Origin of the sequence: Nonomuraea sp. ZG12 (genome assembly GCF_052068115.1) — a bacterium.
Lineage (GTDB): Bacteria > Actinomycetota > Actinomycetes > Streptosporangiales > Streptosporangiaceae > Nonomuraea.
On sequence record NZ_JBQHCW010000015.1, the window covers coordinates 22,017 to 39,708 of the forward strand.

At 72.0% G+C, this 17,692-nt stretch carries 20 protein-coding genes; 12 read left to right on the forward strand and 8 right to left on the reverse strand.

The features are described 5' to 3' along the window. The first annotated feature begins 58 nt into the window (after positions 1–58). Both ACTMTF_RS31950 and ACTMTF_RS31955 read left to right on the forward strand, forming a co-directional pair. Positions 59–373, forward strand: coding sequence for a hypothetical protein (locus ACTMTF_RS31950; protein ID WP_441114016.1), 315 nt, complete (start codon positions 59–61; stop codon positions 371–373). Positions 374–386: 13 nt separating this feature from the next. Continuing rightward, complete coding sequence (locus ACTMTF_RS31955) at positions 387–572, forward strand: hypothetical protein (RefSeq protein WP_441114017.1); 186 nt, start codon at positions 387–389, stop codon at positions 570–572. Between the two features lie 94 nt (positions 573–666). Here the strand turns inward: ACTMTF_RS31955 and ACTMTF_RS31960 are convergent, their stop codons facing one another. Next, a complete protein-coding gene (locus ACTMTF_RS31960) occupies positions 667–2,220 on the reverse strand; it encodes an FAD-dependent monooxygenase (protein ID WP_441114018.1) in 1,554 nt (517 codons plus the stop codon). Between the two features lie 97 nt (positions 2,221–2,317). Beyond that, positions 2,318–3,064: a helix-turn-helix transcriptional regulator gene (locus tag ACTMTF_RS31965; protein ID WP_441114019.1), complete on the reverse strand. Its 747-nt coding sequence runs from the start codon at positions 3,062–3,064 to the stop codon at positions 2,318–2,320. Positions 3,065–3,136: 72 nt separating this feature from the next. Here ACTMTF_RS31965 and ACTMTF_RS31970 point away from each other — a divergent pair, with 72 nt between their 5' ends. From ACTMTF_RS31970 to ACTMTF_RS31985, 4 genes are all read left to right on the forward strand, one after another. Beyond that, complete coding sequence (locus ACTMTF_RS31970; protein WP_441114020.1) at positions 3,137–3,508, forward strand: hypothetical protein; 372 nt, start codon at positions 3,137–3,139, stop codon at positions 3,506–3,508. Beyond that, entirely contained in the window at positions 3,478–4,041 is a 564-nt protein-coding gene (locus ACTMTF_RS31975; protein ID WP_441114021.1) for a CPBP family intramembrane glutamic endopeptidase, read from the forward strand. Before ACTMTF_RS31970 ends, ACTMTF_RS31975 begins: the two co-directional genes overlap by 31 nt. Before the next feature lie 234 nt (positions 4,042–4,275). Next, entirely contained in the window at positions 4,276–4,818 is a 543-nt protein-coding gene (locus tag ACTMTF_RS31980; protein ID WP_441114022.1) for a dihydrofolate reductase family protein, read from the forward strand. Positions 4,819–4,820: 2 nt separating this feature from the next. Next, entirely contained in the window at positions 4,821–5,213 is a 393-nt protein-coding gene (locus ACTMTF_RS31985; RefSeq protein ID WP_441114023.1) for a hypothetical protein, read from the forward strand. A 9-nt stretch (positions 5,214–5,222) separates the two neighbouring features. On the opposite strand, the gene ACTMTF_RS31990 is transcribed toward ACTMTF_RS31985, so the two are convergent. Then, positions 5,223–5,816 carry a TetR family transcriptional regulator gene (locus tag ACTMTF_RS31990; RefSeq protein ID WP_441114024.1) on the reverse strand — a complete coding sequence of 198 codons (594 nt, stop codon included), beginning with the start codon at positions 5,814–5,816 and terminating at the stop codon, positions 5,223–5,225. 91 nt (positions 5,817–5,907) lie between these two features. On the opposite strand from ACTMTF_RS31990, the gene ACTMTF_RS31995 reads away from it, so the two are divergent. Further along, positions 5,908–6,816, forward strand: a complete 909-nt coding sequence (locus ACTMTF_RS31995) for an SDR family NAD(P)-dependent oxidoreductase (protein WP_441114025.1) — start codon at positions 5,908–5,910, stop codon at positions 6,814–6,816. Here the strand turns inward: ACTMTF_RS31995 and ACTMTF_RS32000 are convergent. Next, the gene (locus tag ACTMTF_RS32000) at positions 6,789–7,511 is read right to left on the reverse strand and encodes a MerR family transcriptional regulator (protein ID WP_397014951.1); all 723 of its coding nucleotides are present in this window, start codon (positions 7,509–7,511) and stop codon (positions 6,789–6,791) included. The genes ACTMTF_RS31995 and ACTMTF_RS32000 overlap by 28 nt on opposite strands. 243 nt (positions 7,512–7,754) lie before the next feature. On the opposite strand from ACTMTF_RS32000, the gene ACTMTF_RS32005 reads away from it, so the two are divergent. After that, the gene (locus ACTMTF_RS32005) at positions 7,755–9,992 is read left to right on the forward strand and encodes an ATP-binding cassette domain-containing protein (protein WP_441114149.1); all 2,238 of its coding nucleotides are present in this window, start codon (positions 7,755–7,757) and stop codon (positions 9,990–9,992) included. A gap of 45 nt (positions 9,993–10,037) precedes the next feature. On the opposite strand, the gene ACTMTF_RS32010 is transcribed toward ACTMTF_RS32005, so the two are convergent. Further along, on the reverse strand, positions 10,038–10,892 hold the full coding sequence (locus ACTMTF_RS32010; RefSeq protein ID WP_441114026.1) for a TetR/AcrR family transcriptional regulator: 855 nt from the start codon (positions 10,890–10,892) through the stop codon (positions 10,038–10,040). Positions 10,893–11,008: 116 nt separating this feature from the next. On the opposite strand from ACTMTF_RS32010, the gene ACTMTF_RS32015 reads away from it, so the two are divergent. Further along, positions 11,009–12,523 (forward strand): MFS transporter, encoded by a 1,515-nt coding sequence (locus tag ACTMTF_RS32015; RefSeq protein WP_441114027.1) that lies wholly within the window; start codon positions 11,009–11,011, stop codon positions 12,521–12,523. Here the strand turns inward: ACTMTF_RS32015 and ACTMTF_RS32020 are convergent. Beyond that, the gene (locus tag ACTMTF_RS32020; protein ID WP_441114028.1) at positions 12,502–12,831 is read right to left on the reverse strand and encodes an ArsR/SmtB family transcription factor; all 330 of its coding nucleotides are present in this window, start codon (positions 12,829–12,831) and stop codon (positions 12,502–12,504) included. The two genes, ACTMTF_RS32015 and ACTMTF_RS32020, sit on opposite strands and share 22 nt — an antisense overlap. Before the next feature lie 61 nt (positions 12,832–12,892). On the opposite strand from ACTMTF_RS32020, the gene ACTMTF_RS32025 reads away from it, so the two are divergent. Further along, positions 12,893–13,978 carry a flavin-containing monooxygenase gene (locus ACTMTF_RS32025; protein WP_441114029.1) on the forward strand — a complete coding sequence of 362 codons (1,086 nt, stop codon included), beginning with the start codon at positions 12,893–12,895 and terminating at the stop codon, positions 13,976–13,978. A 1-nt stretch (position 13,979) separates the two neighbouring features. Continuing rightward, complete coding sequence (locus ACTMTF_RS32030; protein ID WP_441114030.1) at positions 13,980–14,384, forward strand: nuclear transport factor 2 family protein; 405 nt, start codon at positions 13,980–13,982, stop codon at positions 14,382–14,384. 10 nt (positions 14,385–14,394) lie between these two features. Here the strand turns inward: ACTMTF_RS32030 and ACTMTF_RS32035 are convergent, their stop codons facing one another. Together ACTMTF_RS32035 and ACTMTF_RS32040 are read right to left on the reverse strand one after the other, a co-directional pair. After that, positions 14,395–14,979 (reverse strand): TetR/AcrR family transcriptional regulator, encoded by a 585-nt coding sequence (locus tag ACTMTF_RS32035; protein ID WP_441114031.1) that lies wholly within the window; start codon positions 14,977–14,979, stop codon positions 14,395–14,397. A gap of 31 nt (positions 14,980–15,010) precedes the next feature. Next, entirely contained in the window at positions 15,011–16,420 is a 1,410-nt protein-coding gene (locus ACTMTF_RS32040; protein WP_441114032.1) for a PLP-dependent aminotransferase family protein, read from the reverse strand. On the opposite strand from ACTMTF_RS32040, the gene ACTMTF_RS32045 reads away from it, so the two are divergent. Continuing rightward, the gene (locus ACTMTF_RS32045) at positions 16,419–17,648 is read left to right on the forward strand and encodes an aminotransferase class V-fold PLP-dependent enzyme (protein ID WP_441114033.1); all 1,230 of its coding nucleotides are present in this window, start codon (positions 16,419–16,421) and stop codon (positions 17,646–17,648) included. The genes ACTMTF_RS32040 and ACTMTF_RS32045 overlap by 2 nt on opposite strands. Positions 17,649–17,692 lie beyond the last annotated feature (44 nt).

A 17,692-nucleotide genomic window follows, 5' to 3' on the forward strand; every position in this document is an offset into this window, starting at 1 on the left:
GCCTCACGTATCCAGCCGAGATCGCGATCCGCCGGGCTCGCGTGACCCAGGAGTTTTCATGACGCAGACGATCCTGCTCAGCTTCGCGGCCGGCGTCTTCGCCGCCAACGCCACGCCCCACTTCGTGAAAGGCATCACGAAAGAGGAGTTCCCGACGCTCTTCGGCTCCGGCCCGCTGATCAATCTGGTGGCGGGCTGGGCGATGTACGTCCTGGCCGCGGTCCTGGCGATCATGGCCGACATCGGCGCTCACCCGGTCGCCGCGCTCGCGGCGGGCGCGGTGGGCGTGCTGGCCATGGGCGTGTTCCACGCGTACATCGGCGCCGACACTCTCGCCACGCGCCTCAAGACGGCCCAGGGCCGTACGACGTGACGCGAGCATCGGCGTGACCGCGATCGTCATGACCGGCGGCACGTCCGTGCTCGGCGGGCTCGCCGCCACACGCATGGCCGCCTCGGGCGCGCGACTGCTGGTCAGCGCCCGAGGCTCCGGACCGGCGCCCGGGACGGGCCGGTCCTCCTTGACCTCCAGCGGTTCTGGTCCCTGCCCGGCACCCCGCTGGGACGCCTGATCCCGCGCATGAACACCCGCCAGGCCGCCGGCCAGGCCCTGACCGACCTCTGTCTCGGTACGGTGACCCACCCGACGCGGGCGAGCCGCCGAATCTATGCTGCGCTCCGGCCGGTGATCGCGGTGATCGCGGTGAGGGCGTGGTGGAGAGCGGCCTCGCTCGACGGGCCGCCGGGCCAGCGGGCGCCGATGTGGCCGTCAGGCCGGATGAGCAGCGCTCCGTGCGATGTGAGGCCGCAGAGGTCGGCATCCTCGCCAGGAAGGGCCTCGACGTTCAGCGGCCATGGTGCCTGGTGCGTCCATGCGGCGGGGTCCGGGGTGAGCAGGGTGAACCATTCGCCGAACGTGTCCAGCGTCGAGCGGTCGCGGGCGAGCCAGAGGTGCGGCATGCGACGGCCTGGTTCGGCGCTGGGAACGTAGTCCGCGCCCGGCGGCTCCGGATCGGGACCGTCGCCGGCCAGGACGGCGGCGGAGCGGTACGTGACGCCGAGCACCAGGCCGTGTTGGGCGAAGTACCGCTCCGACCAGGGGAGATCGACATGGTCCGGCACTGCCCGCCCGGTGCGGAGCTGCTCGCGGCGCCGGTTCTGCACGTCGAGCATGAGCTCGGTGTTGGTCACCGCCTGGCGGAGTGTCCGGCAGGCGACGGGCCGCCGCTCCGTCTCGTACGTGTCCAGCAGGCTCGGACCGGCCCATCCTCGCAGGACGCCGGCCAGTTTCCAGCACAGGTTGTGCACGTCGGCGATACCGGCGTTCATGCCCAGGCCACCCACGATGGGCATCGCGTGCGCGGCATCGCCGCTCAGCAGGATCCGCCCGTGACGAAAGCGCTCGGCGACGAACGCGTTCATCACCCAGTTCTGGATCCTGACGATATCGGCGCGCACATCGGGACCGAGGGCGCGCGAGAGAAGGCCGGGCCAGTCGGCGGCCGCACCTTCGCCGGGGGTGGGGACGAACCAGGCGTAGCCTCCTTCGGGATACAGCGGCGCGACAAGGCCGTGCGCGGTGAAGTAGACGCCCGCGGGCTGGTCGGCGCACCAGCGGCGAAGATCGCCGTCGAACACGACGGTGGTGAAGCCTCCGATCCTCCCGGGGCCGGTGGTGCCGATTCCCAGCAGCCGCCGGACGGTGGAGTTCGCGCCGTCGGCGGCGAGGACGTAACGGGCACGGACGCGGGTCTCCTCACCGCGCCGACGCCCGGCGAGCAGGGCCACGACGCTGTCGGCCTCTTCGGCCAGGTCGACGAGCTCGACACCGAAGCGCGCCGGGGACTTCGCCGCGGCGAGCAGAGTGGGCTCCAGGCGATCCTGAGAGGTGACCACGCCGGTCACCGGGCTCTCGGGCACCGGCGCGTTGATCCCGGTCATCGCCGCCGCGGCGAAGTCGTGGTCCTGCATGGTGTCGCGGAAGCGGATGCGGCCGTACTCAGGGGCGAACGCGTTGGCCGTGATCTCGGCGGCGAGCCCGAGCTGACGGTAGATCTCCATCGAACGCACGTTGACCAGCCGGGACCGTGGAAAGGGCGACAGCTCGCCTTGTCTTTCGACCAGCAGGACCCGCATCCCCCAGCGTTCCAGCAGCGCACGGGCGGTCAGCCCGACCGGCCCGCCACCGACGACCAGTACGGCCACCTCTCCGTCCGCCATGGGCACGCTCCGTAGCCGACTCATACCTCATCGTAGCGAGGCGCTCGCGGCCCGGCCGGCGAGCGTCTTGCAGATCCTGGGCGCAGGGCTCAGCGGGTCACCTCAGCAGGTTGCCGCGGTGGGCGATGGTGACGGCATGGGTACGGTCGCGGGCGCCCAGTTTGGCGAGGATGTTCCGGACGTGGGTCTTGACCGTCTCCCTGCCGATGACCAAGCGCTCGGCGATCTCCCCGTTCGTCATGCCTTCCGACACCATCTGGAGGACGTCCCGTTCGCGAGACGTGAGCGGTGATGCGATGGGTGCCGGAGGTTCCGGTGGCGCATGGCGGACGGCCGCGAAGGAGCGGCCGAGCAGTGCGGGCACGGCCGCGATGACGCCGCCGATCACCAGCGCGGTGAGCACGTCCCGGACGAGGTGGGCGGCCGTGGCGTTGGCCCCGACCACGAACAGCGCGAGCGCCGCCGCCGTCACGCCCGTCGCGGCCAGTACGTCCCGGCTCGACGCGTACGCGCCGACCATGAACAGTGCCAGCAGGAGTCCCAGATCGGCCGTGGTGGCCGGGAGGTCGAATGCCTGTCCGGCCAGGAAGGCCGTACCGGTGGCGGCGAGCGCGGCCACCGGCCTGCTCTGCGACCACCAGATCGGCACGAGCTCGGCCAGAACGAGGATGGGCAGCAGCGGATACGGGGTGATGTCCCAGAGGTCGCCGAGATAGAACGTGGTTTTCAGGTCCGGCCCCAGAACGAGGGGGAGCGGCGCGGCGGCGAGAATGACGGCGATCACCCAGCGGTGCGGCACCCCGCCATTGTCGGGCAGGCGAGCAGGGCGTACCAGGTCCCTCAAGTGGGGGATTTTGCCGGATCTCCCCCGGTTGAGGGAGAGACGGTACGCCTTTGGCCGGGCTATCCCGGGTCCATGGTGCTCTTCTTGGACTCCGAACGCCGGCTGCGCCGTCCCCTGCGGCTTCTGTTGTACTTCGTCGTGTACTTCGTGATCGTCGCGGGCCTCCAGGCGGTACCGTTTCCGGCGGCCGTGCGAAAGCCGGCCTTCCTGCTGCTGGTGGTCCCTGCCATCGCGGGTGTGACCTGGGCGTTCCGCCGGTGGCTGGACCGCCGCCCGTGGGACGACGTCGGGCTGCTGCGGCCGGGGGCGGGCGGGTTGATCTCCGGTTGTCTCGCCGGCATCGGGCTGGCCGGGATGGTCGCGCTGGTGGGATGGTCCGCGGGGTGGCGGGACACCGTGGTCGGCGGGGATCCGTGGTCGGCGGGGATCCGTGGCTGTTCCTGACGGCTTTCGCCGGCGCGCTGGGGGTCGGGTTCGCCGAGGAAGTGGCCTTCCGCGGATATTTTCTGGTCAACCTCGGCGAGCGGCTGCCGCTCTGGATCGCCACGCTGGTCATCGGGCTGATCTTCGCAGCGCTGCACCTCCAGTCGGCACCGGCGGCCTGGGCGCCGGGGGTCATGGCGGGGGTTGTGGTGATCAGTTTCCTGTTGACCGCCGTACGACTGGGCACCGGCTCGCTGTGGCCGGCCATCGGGCTGCACTGGGGCTGGAACTGGTCACAGGGACACCTCTACGGAGACTCTCGCGGCGCGGGGCCGGAACTGATGGTGGGACCGCCGGGGTTCAGCGAGGCGGGGTTGGTGTCCACCGGTGTCACCCTGCTGGCTCTGGCCGTCGCGGTGTGGGCCTTTCGCCGCCGGATCCGGTGGCGTGGGCGCGTTCTGACCGTGCCGGGCAGCACGGTGCGCGAACAGCAGGACGCGTCCAGGGATGGCGGAGAGCGAAGACCACCACACCACCAGCACTTCTGGCGCTGATCAAGCGGATGCCGCGGGTGGACCTGGGCACGCCCGCAGGCAACGCCACGTCATGCTCGTTCGCCCGTCAGCTCGCCAACCGGGCCGGGCGGCGAGCATCGCTAGAGCAGGTCAAGCGCTACCTCGTCGAAAACTTCTCCCTTGCCACCGGAACCCCCGCGATGTCGCGGTCGGCTTGACAAATTTATTTGTCGGTGAGACGGTGGTGCCACACCCCGAGAAGCGGAGAAACTCATGCGGAAGATCATCGCCGGCCTGTTCATCTCGCTCGACGGCGTCGTGGAGGCGCCGGAGAAGTGGCACTTCCCCTACCTGAACGACGAGATGATGCAGTCCGTCGGCTGGCTGATGGAGCGCGGCGACGCCCTGCTGCTGGGCCGGCGCACCTATGACGAGTTCGCCGCGCACTGGCCGCACCAGGACCCCGCCGACCCGATGGCCAGAGCACTGAACGAGATTCCGAAATATGTCGTCTCCTCCACCCTGGAGACCGCCGCCTGGCAGAACAGCACGATCCTCAGCGGCGACGTCGCGGCCTCACTGACCGAGCTCAAGCAGCGGCCCGGCAAGGACATCGCGATGAGCGGCAGCCCCACGCTGGTCTCCTGGCTGCTGACCGAGGGCCTGCTCGACGAGCTGCACCTGCTGGTGCACCCGATCGTCCTCGGCACCGGCCAGAGGTTGTTCACCGAGGGGATCGGGCAGATGCCGCTCACCCTCACCGCGTCCGAGTCCTTCAGCACCGGCGTGCTGGACCTGACCTACGAAAGGGCCTGACCATGGCTGCCAAGACCATCGCCGACAAGCTGCTCATCAAGCCGGGTGGCACGGTGTGGATCTCCGACGAGCAGCACCTGCCCCGCGTCGGGCCGCTGCCCGAGGAGGCCGAGCTGGTGGGCGACCCGCGCGAGGCCGCCGTCGCGGTGCTCTTCGCCGCTGACGCCGCCACCGCCCGCCGCCTGCTCGACGAGCACCGCAGCGCTCTGACCGGGACGACCTGGATCGCCTACCCCAAGGGCAACAAGGCGGACATCAACCGCGACACGCTCTGGCCGATCGTGACGGAGTACGGCCTGCGGCCGAACGGGCAGGTGGCGGTGGACGAGGTGTGGTCGGCGCTGCGCTTCCGGCCGTACAAGGAGGGGGAGGCCCCGTTCACCGGCGGCCGCTGAAGCGGCCCGTCAGCCCGGCGCGGGGCCCAGGCAGGCCGGGCGGAGCAGCGCGAACGCGCGGTCGACCAGGGCGAGCCGGTCGGTTTCCGGGCCTGAGTCGGCCCAGGCGCGTGACACGCTGTCGAGAGCCGCTCCCGCCGCCGTGGTGAGCAGGTCGGCGGTGAACCGGTCCAGCCCCAGGCCGGGCCTGGCCAGCAGCGCGTCGGCGATCTGGGCGCGCGCCTCCTCCCGCTTGGCGTGGAACCCGGCACGCAGCGCGGGCGTCGCCTCGACCAGCCTGAGCCTCTCCAGCGCCTGCCGCTCGGCGTCTATCCGCTGCTCCCACCCGCGCAGCACGGCGTGCAGGAGCTGCCAGGCGTCCTCCCGGCCGGGCCGCCGGGCGATCTGCTCGGCGATCTCGCCGCCCATGAAGTCGATGCCGCCGAGGACGACGTCCTCCTTCGCCGGGAAGTAGCGGAAGAAGCTGCGCTTGGACAGCCCCGCCGCCCGCGCGATGTCGTCCACCGTGACCGCGTCGAAGCCCCGCTCGGCGAAGAGCCGCAGGGCCACCTCGGTCACCTCGGCGGCGACCGCTCGTCTCGTACGTTCCCGCAATCCTGACACGCACCGGAGTCTACATTCCAACACGCGTTGACGTTATTGGCATCTGATGTCATCTTGGGTGCGCAGATCTCATCGAAGGCGGGGAGCGCGCATGCAAGGCAAGACGGCCCTGGTCACCGGCAGCACGGCCGGGATCGGCAAGGAGACGGCCCGGGAGCTGGCGCGGCTCGGCGCCCGCGTGGTGCTGGTGGGCCGGGATCCCGGCCGCGCCCGGGCGGCGGCGGCCGAGCTGGCTCGCGACACCGGCAACGAGCAGGTGGAGGCGGTGACCGCCGACGTGACGCGGCAGGACGGCCTGCTGCGGCTGGCGGCCCGGGTGCGCGAGCGCTGCGGCACGCTGGACGTTCTGGTCAACAACGTGGGGGTGAACGGCCCGCGCAGGACGCTGACCCCCGACGGCGTGGAGACGATGTTCGCCGCGCACGTCCTGACGCCGTTCACGCTCACCCACCTGCTGCTGCCGCTGCTGCGCGAGGGCGGCGGCGGGCGGGTGGTGAACGTCACCGGCGGCATCCCCGGCGGCCCCATCGCGCTGGACGACCTCCAGGCGGAAAGGCGCTTCCTGGGCTGGACGTTCACCCAGTACAACCACACGAAGACGATCCTGATGGCGATGAGCGCCCGCTTCGCGGAGGTGCTGCGGGGATCCGGCGTGACCGTCAACGTCGCCTACCCGGGGCACGGTCACACGCCGATGAACCGGGCGATGCCGATCAGGGCGTTCCCGTACGTCTACCGGCCGATCGCGCCGGTGGTGAAGCTGATGGCTCCGCTGCTCTTCGCCGACCTGGCGAAGTCCGCCAGGTCGAGCGTCTGGCTGGCCTCCTCGCCGGAGGTGGCGGGCGTGACCGGCGCGTACGTGGACCGCCGGTGCCGGCGCCGTCCGTGGCCGGCGAGCGTGCTGGACGAGCACGCCCGCGACCGGGTGTGGGCGCTGTGCGAGAGGCTGAGCGCCGGCGCGCTGCCGCCCGGTCAGTCCGTGACCTCTCCCTCCAGGTAGTGGTGCAGGTGGCCGGATCCTTCGAGCATGGCCCTGGCCCGCCGGGTCAGCTCCGCCTGGCGTTGCGCGATGGCGGCGCGCAGCGCGTCGCTGCTGCCCGTGCGGCGCAGGCCGTCGAGGACGAGCTGGATCTGGGCGATCGGGTAGCGGCCCTGCCGCAGCATGTTGATCATGCGGGCGTCCCGGACGTCGGCCGGGCCGAAGCTGCGGTAGCGGGTGCCCGGCTCGCGCTTGGGAGCCAGCAGGCCGACCGACTCCCACAGGCGCAACGTCGAGGTGCGCACCCCGAGGTAGGCGGCCACCTCACCGATGCGCATGCCGGAGCGCGGCAGCGGCGCCGCCTCCGGGTTCTGCTCCGCGACCGCTTCGAGCGCCGCGCCCGCCGCCTGCAGGGACAGCCGCTCCTCGTGCAGCGCGACGTGGCCGGTGTCCAGCAGTGTGAGGGCGAGCGGGAGGTCGGCGTCGTGCACGGCCTGCATGACCGTCCTGGCGGTGTCCCTGCCGTAGCCTCGCGCGAGAGCCTGGTAGGTGAGCAGGGCCGACCGGTGCTCGGCGCCGAACCGCCGATAGCCGGACTCCGTCCGCGGCACCGGAGGCAGGATGCCCTCGGCGGCGTAGTTGCGGATCTGCTGGGTCGAGACGTCCGCCAGCCGCGCCAGATCGATGGGGCGAATCCCTGCCTTTTCACGGCTCATGCGGCCCATCATCCCGCCCCACGGCTTACACGGCAATTTGAACGTTGACCGTACAGATCCTCGATAAACGCCGAAAAATCCGGCCAAAGTCTAGACTGGTATATCAATGAGACACTTGAACGCATGAATGTCGGCAGTCGAGGATGGAAGGGTTCCTTGGTTCCCAGTCAGCAGGACAGCAGCGTTCACCCCCACGACCAGTTCCGCCGCAGATCGGATCACACCGCGGCGGACAGCCACGACCTGATCCAGGTCCGTGACGCAAGGGAGAACAACCTCACCGGCGTCTCCCTGGACATCCCCAAGCGACGGCTCACCGTCTTCACCGGAGTCTCCGGCTCCGGCAAGTCCTCGTTGGTCTTCGACACGATCGCGGCGGAGTCCCGGCGGTTGATCAACGAGACCTACACGGCGTTCCTCCAGGGGTTCATGCCGAGCCTCAGCCGCCCGGACGTCGACGCGCTGCGCAACCTGAGCGCGGCGATCATCGTCGACCAGGAGCGGATGGGCGCCAACGCCCGCTCGACCGTGGGCACCGCCACCGACACCTACACGATGCTGCGCATCGTGTTCAGCCGGGTCGCCACCCCGTACGTCGGGCCCGCCTTCGCCTTCAGCTTCAACACCCCCCAGGGCATGTGCCCGGTGTGCGAGGGGCTCGGCAAGGTGTCCGACATCGACGTCGACGAGCTGGTGGACCGGGACCTGTCGCTGAACGAGGGCGCGCTCAAGATGCCCGGCTACGGCGTGGACACCTGGCCGTGGCAGATCATCGTGGCCTCCGGCTTCTTCGACCCGGACGTCAAGTTGCGTGACTACACGCCGGAGCAGTGGGCGGACTTCCTGCACAAGCCGCCGGTCAAGGTGAAGCTCGGGGCCAACAACTTCACCTATGAGGGCCTGGTGCCCAAGGTGCGGCGGCAGTATCTCGGCAAGGACCGGGAGTCGATGAAGGGGCAGGCGCGCGCGTTCGCCGACCGGGCGGTCAAGCTCGCCGGCTGTCCCGACTGCGCGGGCTCGCGGCTGAACGAGGCGGCCCGGTCGGCCACCATCGACGGCGTCACCATCGCCCAGTGCTCCGCCATGCAGATCAGCGACCTGGCCGAGTTCGTCGGAGGCGTCCGGCACGCCTCGGTGGGGCCGATCCTCGACAGCCTGCGCGAGACGCTCGACTCCCTGGTGGAGATCGGCCTCGGTTATCTCAGCCTGGACCGGGAGTCCTCGACGCTGTCCGGCGGCGAGGCGCAGCGGGTGAAGATGGTCCGGCATCTCAACTCGAGCCTGACCGACGTCACGTACGTCTTCGACGAGCCCACCGCCGGGCTGCACCCGCACGACATCCAGCGGATGAACGACCTGCTGCTCCAGCTGCGCGACAAGGGCAACACGGTGCTGGTGGTGGAGCACAAGCCGGAGACGATCCAGATCGCCGACCACGTCGTCGACCTCGGTCCCGGCGCCGGCTCGGCGGGCGGGCGGCTCTGCTACGCCGGTGACCTCGACGGGCTGCGCAGGTCCGGCACCCTGACCGGCCGCTACCTCGACCACCGCGTGACCCTGCGCGAGAGGGTCCGCACGCCCACCGGTCAGCTCCCGATCCGCGGCGCCACCCTGCACAACCTGAGTGACGTGAGCGTCGACATCCCCCTGGGGGTGCTCAGCGTCATCACCGGCGTCGCCGGATCCGGCAAGAGCTCGCTGATCCACGGCTACGTGGCCGGGCTGGAGGGCGTGATCGTCGCCGACCAGTCGCCGATCCGTGGCTCCCGGCGGAGCAACCCGGCCACCTACACCGGGGTGCTCGACCCGATCCGGGCGGCCTTCGCCAAGGCCAACGGCGTCAAGCCCGGCCTGTTCAGCGCCAACTCCGAAGGCGCCTGCCCGGCCTGCAAGGGCATCGGCCTGATCTACACCGATCTGGCGATGATGGCCGAGGTGGCGACGGTGTGCGAGGAGTGCGAGGGCAAGCGGTTCACCCCCGAGGTGCTGTCGTACAGGCTGCACGGCAAGAACATCAGCGAGGTGCTGGCCATGCCCGTGGCCGAGGCCCGCGAGGTGTTCACCACCGGTCAGGCCGGGGCCATCCTCGGCCGTCTCGAAGCGGTGGGCCTGGGCTACGTCGGGCTGGGCCAGCCGCTCACCACGCTGTCCGGCGGCGAGCGTCAGCGCCTCAAGCTGGCCATCCACATGGCCAGGAACGGCACCACCTACGTGCTGGACGAGCCGACCACCGGCCTGCACCTGGCGGACGTGGACCGCCTGCTGGCGCTGCTGGACCGCCTGGTCGACGACGGCAACACCGTCATCGTCATCGAGCACCACCAGGCCGTGATGGCGCACGCCGACTGGATCGTCGACCTCGGTCCCGGCGCCGGCCACGACGGCGGCCAGGTCGTCTTCACCGGCACTCCCGCCGAGCTCGTCGGCGCGGGCAAGTCCCTCACGGCGCAACATCTGCGCCTGTACGTGGACCAGCCGTAGCACGACGCCCCTGGCCGCGGCCCGATCGCGGCCAGGAGGCGTCCATCAGCCGGCTCGGCGGTCGCCCAGGTGGGCGGCGAGGCCGTCGAGCATGCGCTGCAGGCCGAACTCGAACTCCTCCTCCAGGCTCACGTCATCCTGGTCCGCCGAGGCGATCATCGCCAGGATCGGGTAGGGGCCGCGCGCGACCAGCTCGTTGAAGCGGTCGCGGTTGGACTCCCACCACTGCTCCTTGCCGACGCCGGTCAGGCGCTCGGCCTGCAGGTCGTTGACCAGGAACATCGCCATGCCCTGCACGTAGCCGGAGATGGTGACCGCCGCCCTGACCATGGTGGGCAGGTCGCGGCTCAGCCCTTCGACGCCGCGCAGCAGCCATTCGGTGCGCGCCGGCCCGCCCGGCGCCAGTCGTGGCCGGGTCACCGCCAGGACCTGCAGGAGCCAGGGGTGGCGCCGGTAGAGCGCCCACATGATGCGGGCGTAGGCCTCCACGCGCGCCCGCCAGCCGTCCCGCTCCGCGGGCGGCGCGCCGGCCGCGGCCTCCGCCTCGTCGAGCACGGCGCCGGCCATCAGGTCGACCAGCTCGTCCTTGCCCGGCACGTGCCGGTAGAGCGACATGGTGCCCGCGCCGAGCTCGCCCGCCACCCTGCGCATGGACAGGGCGGCCAGACCCTCCGCGTCGGCGATCGCGATGCCCGTACGGACGATCCGCTCGACGCTGAGGCCGTCCTTGACGGCCGGTTCCGGCGCGGCGGGCTGGATCTCTTCCGGCCGGGGGCCGGTGCGTGCCGCCGCTCGCGCGCGGTAGGCGCGCGCCTGGCAGGCGCGCGAGCAGTAGGTGGGGCGGCGTCCTCGCGCGGGAACGTCCAGCGGCCCGCCGCAGCTGGCACACGTCAGTTTCATCACACTCCCCTTCTGCGTGACGAAATGCTACCACGTGATGAAATTCGCGGCTATGCCTCCCTAGAAGCTGTGCGTAGGGTGTATGCATACACCGTACTCATGGAGGAGGTCTTCGCATGGGGAGAGCGAGGGATCGGGCGGGACTGGTGACGCTCACCATCCCCGGCGTGCTGGTCTCGATGGACATGTCCGTGCTTTACTTCGCGCTTCCGCCACTGAGCGCCGAGCTCGCACCGACCGCGACGCAGACGCTGTGGATCATGGACGTGTACGGTTTCCTCCTCGCCGGTCTCCTGGTCACGATGGGCACGCTGGGCGACAGGATCGGCCGCCGGCGGCTGTTGATGATCGGCGCGGCGGCGTTCGGGGCGGCGTCGGCCGTGGCGGCGTACTCCGGCAGCGCGCAGGAGCTCATCGCCGCCCGGGCGCTGCTCGGCGTGGCCGGGGCGACCCTCGCGCCGTCCACGCTCGCGCTGATCCGCACCATGTTCCAGGACCCGCGCCGGCGCCGGACCGCCGTCGGGGTGTGGGCGGCGGGGTTCTCCGGCGGCGCGGTGATCGGGCCGGTCGCCGGCGGGCTGCTCCTGGAGCGGTTCTGGTGGGGCTCGGCGTTCCTGCTCAACGTTCCCGTGATGGTGCTGCTGCTGGTGGCCGCGCCGCTGCTGGTCCCCGAGCACCGCGATCCGTCGCCGGGCAGGTTCGACGTGGTGAGCGCGGGCCTGTCGCTCGCCGCCGTGCTGCCGGTGATCTACGGGGTGAAGCTGCTGGCCGAGGAGGAGCCCGGCTGGGGCGCTCCGGCCGCTGTGCTGGCCGGGCTGGGGCTCGGGGCGCTGTTCGTGCGCAGGCAGGCCCGGCTGGCCGCGCCGATGATCGACCTGCGGCTGTTCCGGTCGAGGACGTTCACCACCTCACTGGCCGTGAACTCGGTGACGATGTTCGCCATGGTCGGGCTGACGCTGTTCGCCGCGCAGTTCCTGCAGCTCGTCGCCGGGCTGCGCCCGCTCGCCGCCGCGCTGTGGATGCTGCCGGCGATCCTCGCGACGACGGCCGGCGTGGCGGTCGCCACTCTTGCCGTACGGCGGATCCGGCCGGGAACGGTCGTCACCTGGGGGCTGCTGGTGGCCGCGGCCGGGCTGCTGATGACGGCCCGGATCGAGGCGGCGTCCCCGCCCGCCGTCCTGGTGGCCTGCGTGGGCGTCATGGCGGCCGGCATCGGCATGGTCGCCACCCTGGCCACCGACCTGATCCTCGCCGGGGCGCCGCCGGAGCGGGCCGGCGCCGCCTCGGCGCTGTCGGAGGCCGGCACGGAGTTCGGCGGCGCGCTGGGCATCGCCGCGCTGGGAACGGTGGGCGCCGCCGTCTATCGGAGCGAGATCACGGCCGCGCTGCCCGGCCTGCCCCAGACGGCGCGCGAGACGCTGGCCGGGGCGGCCGCCGTGGCCGGGCAGGTGTCCGGGAGCCTGCGCGGGCCCCTGATGGAGGCCGCCTCCGCCGCGTTCGTGTCCGGCCTGCGGGCCACCTCGATCACGGCCGCCGTGATCATGGCGTTGATCGCCGTCCCGGCCGCCGTCCTCCTGCGGCATGTGCGCGCCGACGCGGACGGCCCTGCTCAGCAGCAGAGGCGCAGGTAACGCTGCAGGTCGGCGAGGGCCTGGGCGGCGCGTTCGCGGTCACCTCGGTAGAGCACGGCCTTGCCGTCGCGCCGGGAGGCGATGATGCCGCCGCGGCGCAGCAGGGCGAGCTGCTGGGAGGCGGTGGACTGGCCGATGCCGGCGAGCTCGGCCACCTGGCCGACCGACAGCTCGGCGCCCTGGGCGAACAGCAGCATGATCCGCTGCCTGTCGGGGTTGGCCAGCGCCTTGAGGAAGTCGTGCGTGGCCTCGGCGAGCTGGGGCGGCGGCGCGCACGACTCCGGCGCGGCCACGGGATCTCCTGCCATGCCCCGATCCTAGCTCATATCATCATATTGACATATTAGAATATGACGATATGTTTTCGGCATGGAACCCATGGTCATCATCGGGGCCGGGCAGTCCGGCCTGGCCGCCGCCCATGCCGCGCTCCGGGCGGGGCTGCGGCCGCTCGTGCTGGAAGCCGCGGAGCGGGCGGCCGGCTCCTGGCCGCGCTACTACGACAGCCTCACCCTGTTCTCGCCCGCCCGCTACAGCGCTCTGCCCGGCCTGGCCTTCGACGGCGACGGTGAGCGCTATCCGCACCGCGACGAGGTGGTGGCCTACCTGGAGCATTACGCGGGCGAGCTGTCCCGTGACGGCGCCGAGATCCGCACCGGAGCCCGGGTCGGCGGCGTCACCGCGACGGACGGCGGCTTCACCGTGCACCTGCAGGACGGGCAGAGCCTGAGCGCGACGGCGCTGATCGCCGCCACCGGCTCCTTCGGCCACCCCCACCTGCCCGCGCTGCCGGGCCAGGAGACGTACACCGGCCGGATCACCCACGCCGCCTGCTACCGCGCGCCGCAGGCGCTGGCCGGGCGGCGGGTCGTGGTGGTGGGCGCGGGCAACTCCGCGGTCCAGATCGCCTACGAACTGGCCGAGCACTCCCGCGTCACCCTGGCCAGCCGCGCGCCCGTCCGGTTCGTCCCGCAGCGGCCGCTGGGGCGGGACCTGCACTTCTGGTTCCGGCTCACCGGTTTCGACCGGCTGCCGCTGCGACGCTCGGCAGACCCGCCCGCCTCGCCGGTGCTCGACCCGGGCCGCTACCGTGACGCCCTGCGCCAGGGCCGGATGGACCGCCGCCCGATGTTCGCGCGGCTGGCGGGAGACGAGGTGGAGTGGGCCGACGGCCGCCGCGAGCGGGTGGACGCCATCGTGCTGGCCACCGGCTACCGGCCCCACCTGGACTATCTCGATCCCCTCGGCGCGCTGGCACCTTCGGGGCATCCCCGGCACGCGCAGGGCCTGTCGAGCACCCATCCCGGCCTGGGCTTCCTTGGGCTGGAGTGGCAGCGCACCCCTTCGTCCAACACGTTGCGCGGTGTCGGCTCGGACGCGCGCCACGTGGTCCGTGGCCTCGTCGCGCGGCTGCCGCGTCGTAACGTGGCACAGGGAGCTCGACGAGGGGACTGAGATGACACTGACCGCTGAGGACCGTACGGCCATCATCGAGCTGATCTCGTTGCACGGCCATCTCGTGGACGGCGGCGAGCTCGACCGCATGGACGAGCTCTTCACCGCCGACATCCGCTACGACGTCACCGACCTCGGCGGCGGCATCATCCTGGGGCTGGCGGCGCTGCGGGAGGCGGCGCTCGCGCTGGGCGAGGCGAACCCCGTCGGCCATCACGTCACCAACATCGTGCTCGGCGAGCTGGCCGACGGCACGGTCCGCGGCCTGTCCAAAGGGATCGGCGTGCACGCGGACGGCACCTGCGCGAGCGTCACCTACGAGGACGTGGTCGCCCGCGGCGACGGAGGATGGCGCATCACCCACCGTAAGGTCGTGCGGCGGCGGGTCCCGCTCGGCGGACGGTGAGCGGGGCGTCTCAGGCGAGTGAGTCGATCCAGCTCTGGAGGCGACGCCCCTCGGCGACCATCAGCTCCGGGTCACGGAAGGTGTTGGTGAGCAGCGAGATCCCCTGGTAGGCGGCGATCAGGGCGACCGCGAGCTCGCGGGAGTCCGGCCGCCCCATCTCGGCGAAGCGCAGCTCCACCCAGTCGATCAGCAGCCCCATGACCCCGGCCGCCGCCCGGTCGAGGCCGTCGGCCCGCTTGTCCAGCTCCGAGCAGAGGGTGCCGGTGGGGCAGCCGTAGCGGGCGGCGAGCTCGCGCTGGTCCACCCAGCCCTGGACGAGCGCCTTGAGGCGGTCCGGTGGCGTGGCGGCGTGCTGCTCCAGGGCGGCGGTCATCGTGTGGAACTGCTGCGCGTGCGCGCCGATCGCCGCCTCGATGAGCTGGTCCTTGGTCTTGAAGTAGTAGTAGACGTTGCCCACGGGGACATCGGCGGCCTGGGCGATGTCGGCGAGCGTCGTCTTCTCGACCCCCTGCTCGTGCAGCACCCTCGTGGCGGCGCTCACCAGCCGCTCACGCTTGCCCGGCTTGCGCACCGCGCTCTTCGTTGAGTCAGTCATCTCACTCACAGGGTAACCGACCGCACGTCGATCAGTGGCCCGTGTCCTGTGCCGCCGCCGCGAGCCTGTGGGCGCCTTCGGCCAGGTCGGCGGTGTCGGCGGCGGCCGCGAAGCTGAGCCGCAGGTAGGCGCCGGAGGGCTCGGCGGGGAAGAAGCGGCGGCCGGCGTCGACCGCCACGCCGTGCTCGCGGGCGGCGGCGGCGATGGCGGCGTCGTCGGCTCCCGGTGGCAGCTCCGCCCACAGGTGCAGGCCGCCTGCCGGGGAGCCGGTGAGCCGCCAGCCGGGCACCCGCGCGGCCAGCGCGCCGGCCAGGAGGGCGCGGCGCTCGCGCAGCGCCGCGCCGAGCGCGCGCAGGTGGCGGTCCCAGGCGGGGGTGCTGAGCAGCTCGATGGCCGCCTCCTGCAGGGGGCGGGCGGTGAAGAAGTCGTCGACGAAGCGCATGCCCGCCAGTCGCCGCAGCACCGGGCCGCGGGCGATCACCGCGCCGATGCGCAGGCTGGGTGAGGCGGGCTTGGTGAGTGAGGTCAGCTGGATCACCGTGCCGTCGCGGTCGTCCGCGACCAGCGGGGGCGGCAGGGGGATGCCGTGGCCGAGGTGGCGGGCGAAGTCGTCCTCGATGAGGAAGGCGCCCGCGGCCCTGGTCACGGCGGCGACCTGGCGGCGCCGCTCGGGTGAGAGCACCGCGCCGGTCGGGTTGTGGAACGTCGGCTGGCAGTACAGGACCCGGGAACCGGTCATGGCGTACGCGTCGGCGAGCAGGTCGGGGCGGATGCCGTCGCCGTCCATCGGCACGGGCACCGGGCGCAGCCCCGCGGCGCGGGCCGCGACCAGCGCGCCGGGATAGGTGGGCGACTCCATCAGCACGGCGCTCCCCGGCGCGGCGATCGCCCGGAAGAGCATGGACAGGGCTCCCTGCGCGCCACCGGTGATCAGCACGTCCTCGGCGGTGACGGCACCGCCCGCCTGCTCGGCGAAGATCGCGCGCAGCGGCGCCAGGCCGGCCGTGGGGGCGCGGTGCCAGGCGTCGGGCCGGCGGGCCGCACGGGCCAGCGCGGCGCCCAGGGCCCGGGTCGGCTGGAGGGTCACGTGCAGGTAGCCGCCCGCCATGGCGATCATCCCCTCGGGCAGGGGACGCGGCGGCTCGACGGCGACGGCCGGGTCGAAGTCACGCCCGGACAGGGCCACCGACTGCCAGGAGGTGTCCGGCACGCCGTCGGCCGGCCGCTCGCGGCGGGGGGCGACGAACGTGCCGCTGCCGGGGCGGGTGACCACCGCGCCCTCGGCGGCCAGGGTGGCGATGGCGCGCGAGACGGTGCCCGGCCCCACCCGGTAGCGCTGGGTCAGCTCGCGGCTGCTGGGCAGCCGGTCGCCCGGCGTCAGCCCGGCCAGCAGCGCCCGGAGGCTGGAGGCCAGATCGGCGGAAGTGCTACTGTCGGACATGGAGACTCATGGTAGCGCTACTAGCGCTGGTGCGGAAACACTACTGGACGTCGCGGCACTGCGCGCCGACACCCCCGGCTGCGAGCAGGTCGTGCACTTCAACAACGCCGGCTGCGGCCTGCTGGCCGCCCCGGTGCTCGCCACGATGCTCGACCACCTCAACCTGGAGGCGCGCATCGGCGGCTACGAGGCGTCCGCCGCGCGCGCCGAGCAGGTCCGCGCCTTCTACACCGAGACCGCCGCGCTGATCAACTGCGCGCCCGGCAACATCGCCTTCGCCGGCAGCGCCACCCACGCCTACGCCACCGCGCTGTCGTCGATCCCGTTCGAGGCCGGGGACGTCATCCTGACCACGCGCAACGACTTCATCTCCAACCAGATCGCCTTCCTGTCGCTGCGCAAACGCTTCGGGGTGCGGCTGGTGCACGCCCCCGACCTGCCCGAAGGCGGTGTGGACGTGGCCGCGATGGCGGCGCTGATGCGCGCCCACCGGCCCCGCCTGGTGAGCGCCACCCACATCCCCACCAACTCCGGCCTGGTCCAGCCGATCGCCGAGATCGGCGCGCACTGCCGCGAACTCGGCCTGCTCTACCTGGTCGACGCCTGCCAGTCCGTCGGGCAGTTCCCGATCGACGTGGCCGAGATCGGCTGCGACCTGCTCACCGCCACCTGCCGCAAGTTCCTGCGCGGCCCGCGCGGCTCGGGTTTCCTGTACGTGTCCGACCGGGTGCTGCGGGACGGCTACGAGCCGTTGTTCATCGACATGCACGGCTCCCGCTGGGTCTCGCCGGAGGACTACCGGCCGGTGGAGTCGGCGGCCAGGTTCGAGGAGTGGGAGTTCCCGTACGCCACCGTGCTGGGATGCGCGGCGGCCGTCCGCTACGCGCGCCAGGTCGGTGTGGAGGCGATCGCCCGGCGCACCCCGGCGCTGGCGGCGCGGCTGCGTGCGCGGCTCGGCGACCTGGCGGGCGTGCGCCTGCTGGACAGGGGCAGGGAGCTGGGCGCGCTGGTGACCTTCGCCGTCGAGGGCTGGCAGGCGGAGCCGTTCAAGGCGGCGATCGACGCGGCGGGCGTCAACTCGGCGCTCAGTTTCCGGGAGTTCGCCCAGTTCGACTTCGCGGACAAGGACGTCGACTGGTGCCTGCGCCTGTCGCCGCACTACTACAACACCGAGGACGAGGTGGACCGGGTGGCCGACACCGTGGCCGGGCTGCTCACGTCCCGTTGAGGAAGGCGAGCACGGCGAGCACGGCGAGCACGCGCCGGCCGGTG

Bases quoted from the DNA above. Each gene is read 5' to 3' on its own strand.
- ACTMTF_RS31960 (WP_441114018.1), bottom strand. From the start codon at position 2,220: ATGGCGGACGGAGAGGTGGCCGTACTGGTCGTCGGTGGCGGGCCGGTC.
- ACTMTF_RS32025 (WP_441114029.1), top strand. From the start codon at position 12,893: ATGGAACCCATGGTCATCATCGGGGCCGGGCAGTCCGGCCTGGCCGCC.
- ACTMTF_RS31970 (WP_441114020.1), top strand. From the start codon at position 3,137: ATGGTGCTCTTCTTGGACTCCGAACGCCGGCTGCGCCGTCCCCTGCGG.
- ACTMTF_RS31985 (WP_441114023.1), top strand. From the start codon at position 4,821: ATGGCTGCCAAGACCATCGCCGACAAGCTGCTCATCAAGCCGGGTGGC.
- ACTMTF_RS31950 (WP_441114016.1), top strand. From the start codon at position 59: ATGACGCAGACGATCCTGCTCAGCTTCGCGGCCGGCGTCTTCGCCGCC.
- ACTMTF_RS31980 (WP_441114022.1), top strand. From the start codon at position 4,276: ATGCGGAAGATCATCGCCGGCCTGTTCATCTCGCTCGACGGCGTCGTG.
- ACTMTF_RS32010 (WP_441114026.1), bottom strand. From the start codon at position 10,892: ATGAAACTGACGTGTGCCAGCTGCGGCGGGCCGCTGGACGTTCCCGCG.
- ACTMTF_RS32030 (WP_441114030.1), top strand. From the start codon at position 13,980: ATGACACTGACCGCTGAGGACCGTACGGCCATCATCGAGCTGATCTCG.
- ACTMTF_RS32020 (WP_441114028.1), bottom strand. From the start codon at position 12,831: ATGGCAGGAGATCCCGTGGCCGCGCCGGAGTCGTGCGCGCCGCCGCCC.
- ACTMTF_RS31995 (WP_441114025.1), top strand. From the start codon at position 5,908: ATGCAAGGCAAGACGGCCCTGGTCACCGGCAGCACGGCCGGGATCGGC.
- ACTMTF_RS32045 (WP_441114033.1), top strand. From the start codon at position 16,419: ATGGAGACTCATGGTAGCGCTACTAGCGCTGGTGCGGAAACACTACTG.
- ACTMTF_RS32000 (WP_397014951.1), bottom strand. From the start codon at position 7,511: ATGAGCCGTGAAAAGGCAGGGATTCGCCCCATCGATCTGGCGCGGCTG.
- ACTMTF_RS32035 (WP_441114031.1), bottom strand. From the start codon at position 14,979: ATGACTGACTCAACGAAGAGCGCGGTGCGCAAGCCGGGCAAGCGTGAG.
- ACTMTF_RS32040 (WP_441114032.1), bottom strand. From the start codon at position 16,420: ATGTCCGACAGTAGCACTTCCGCCGATCTGGCCTCCAGCCTCCGGGCG.
- ACTMTF_RS32015 (WP_441114027.1), top strand. From the start codon at position 11,009: ATGGGGAGAGCGAGGGATCGGGCGGGACTGGTGACGCTCACCATCCCC.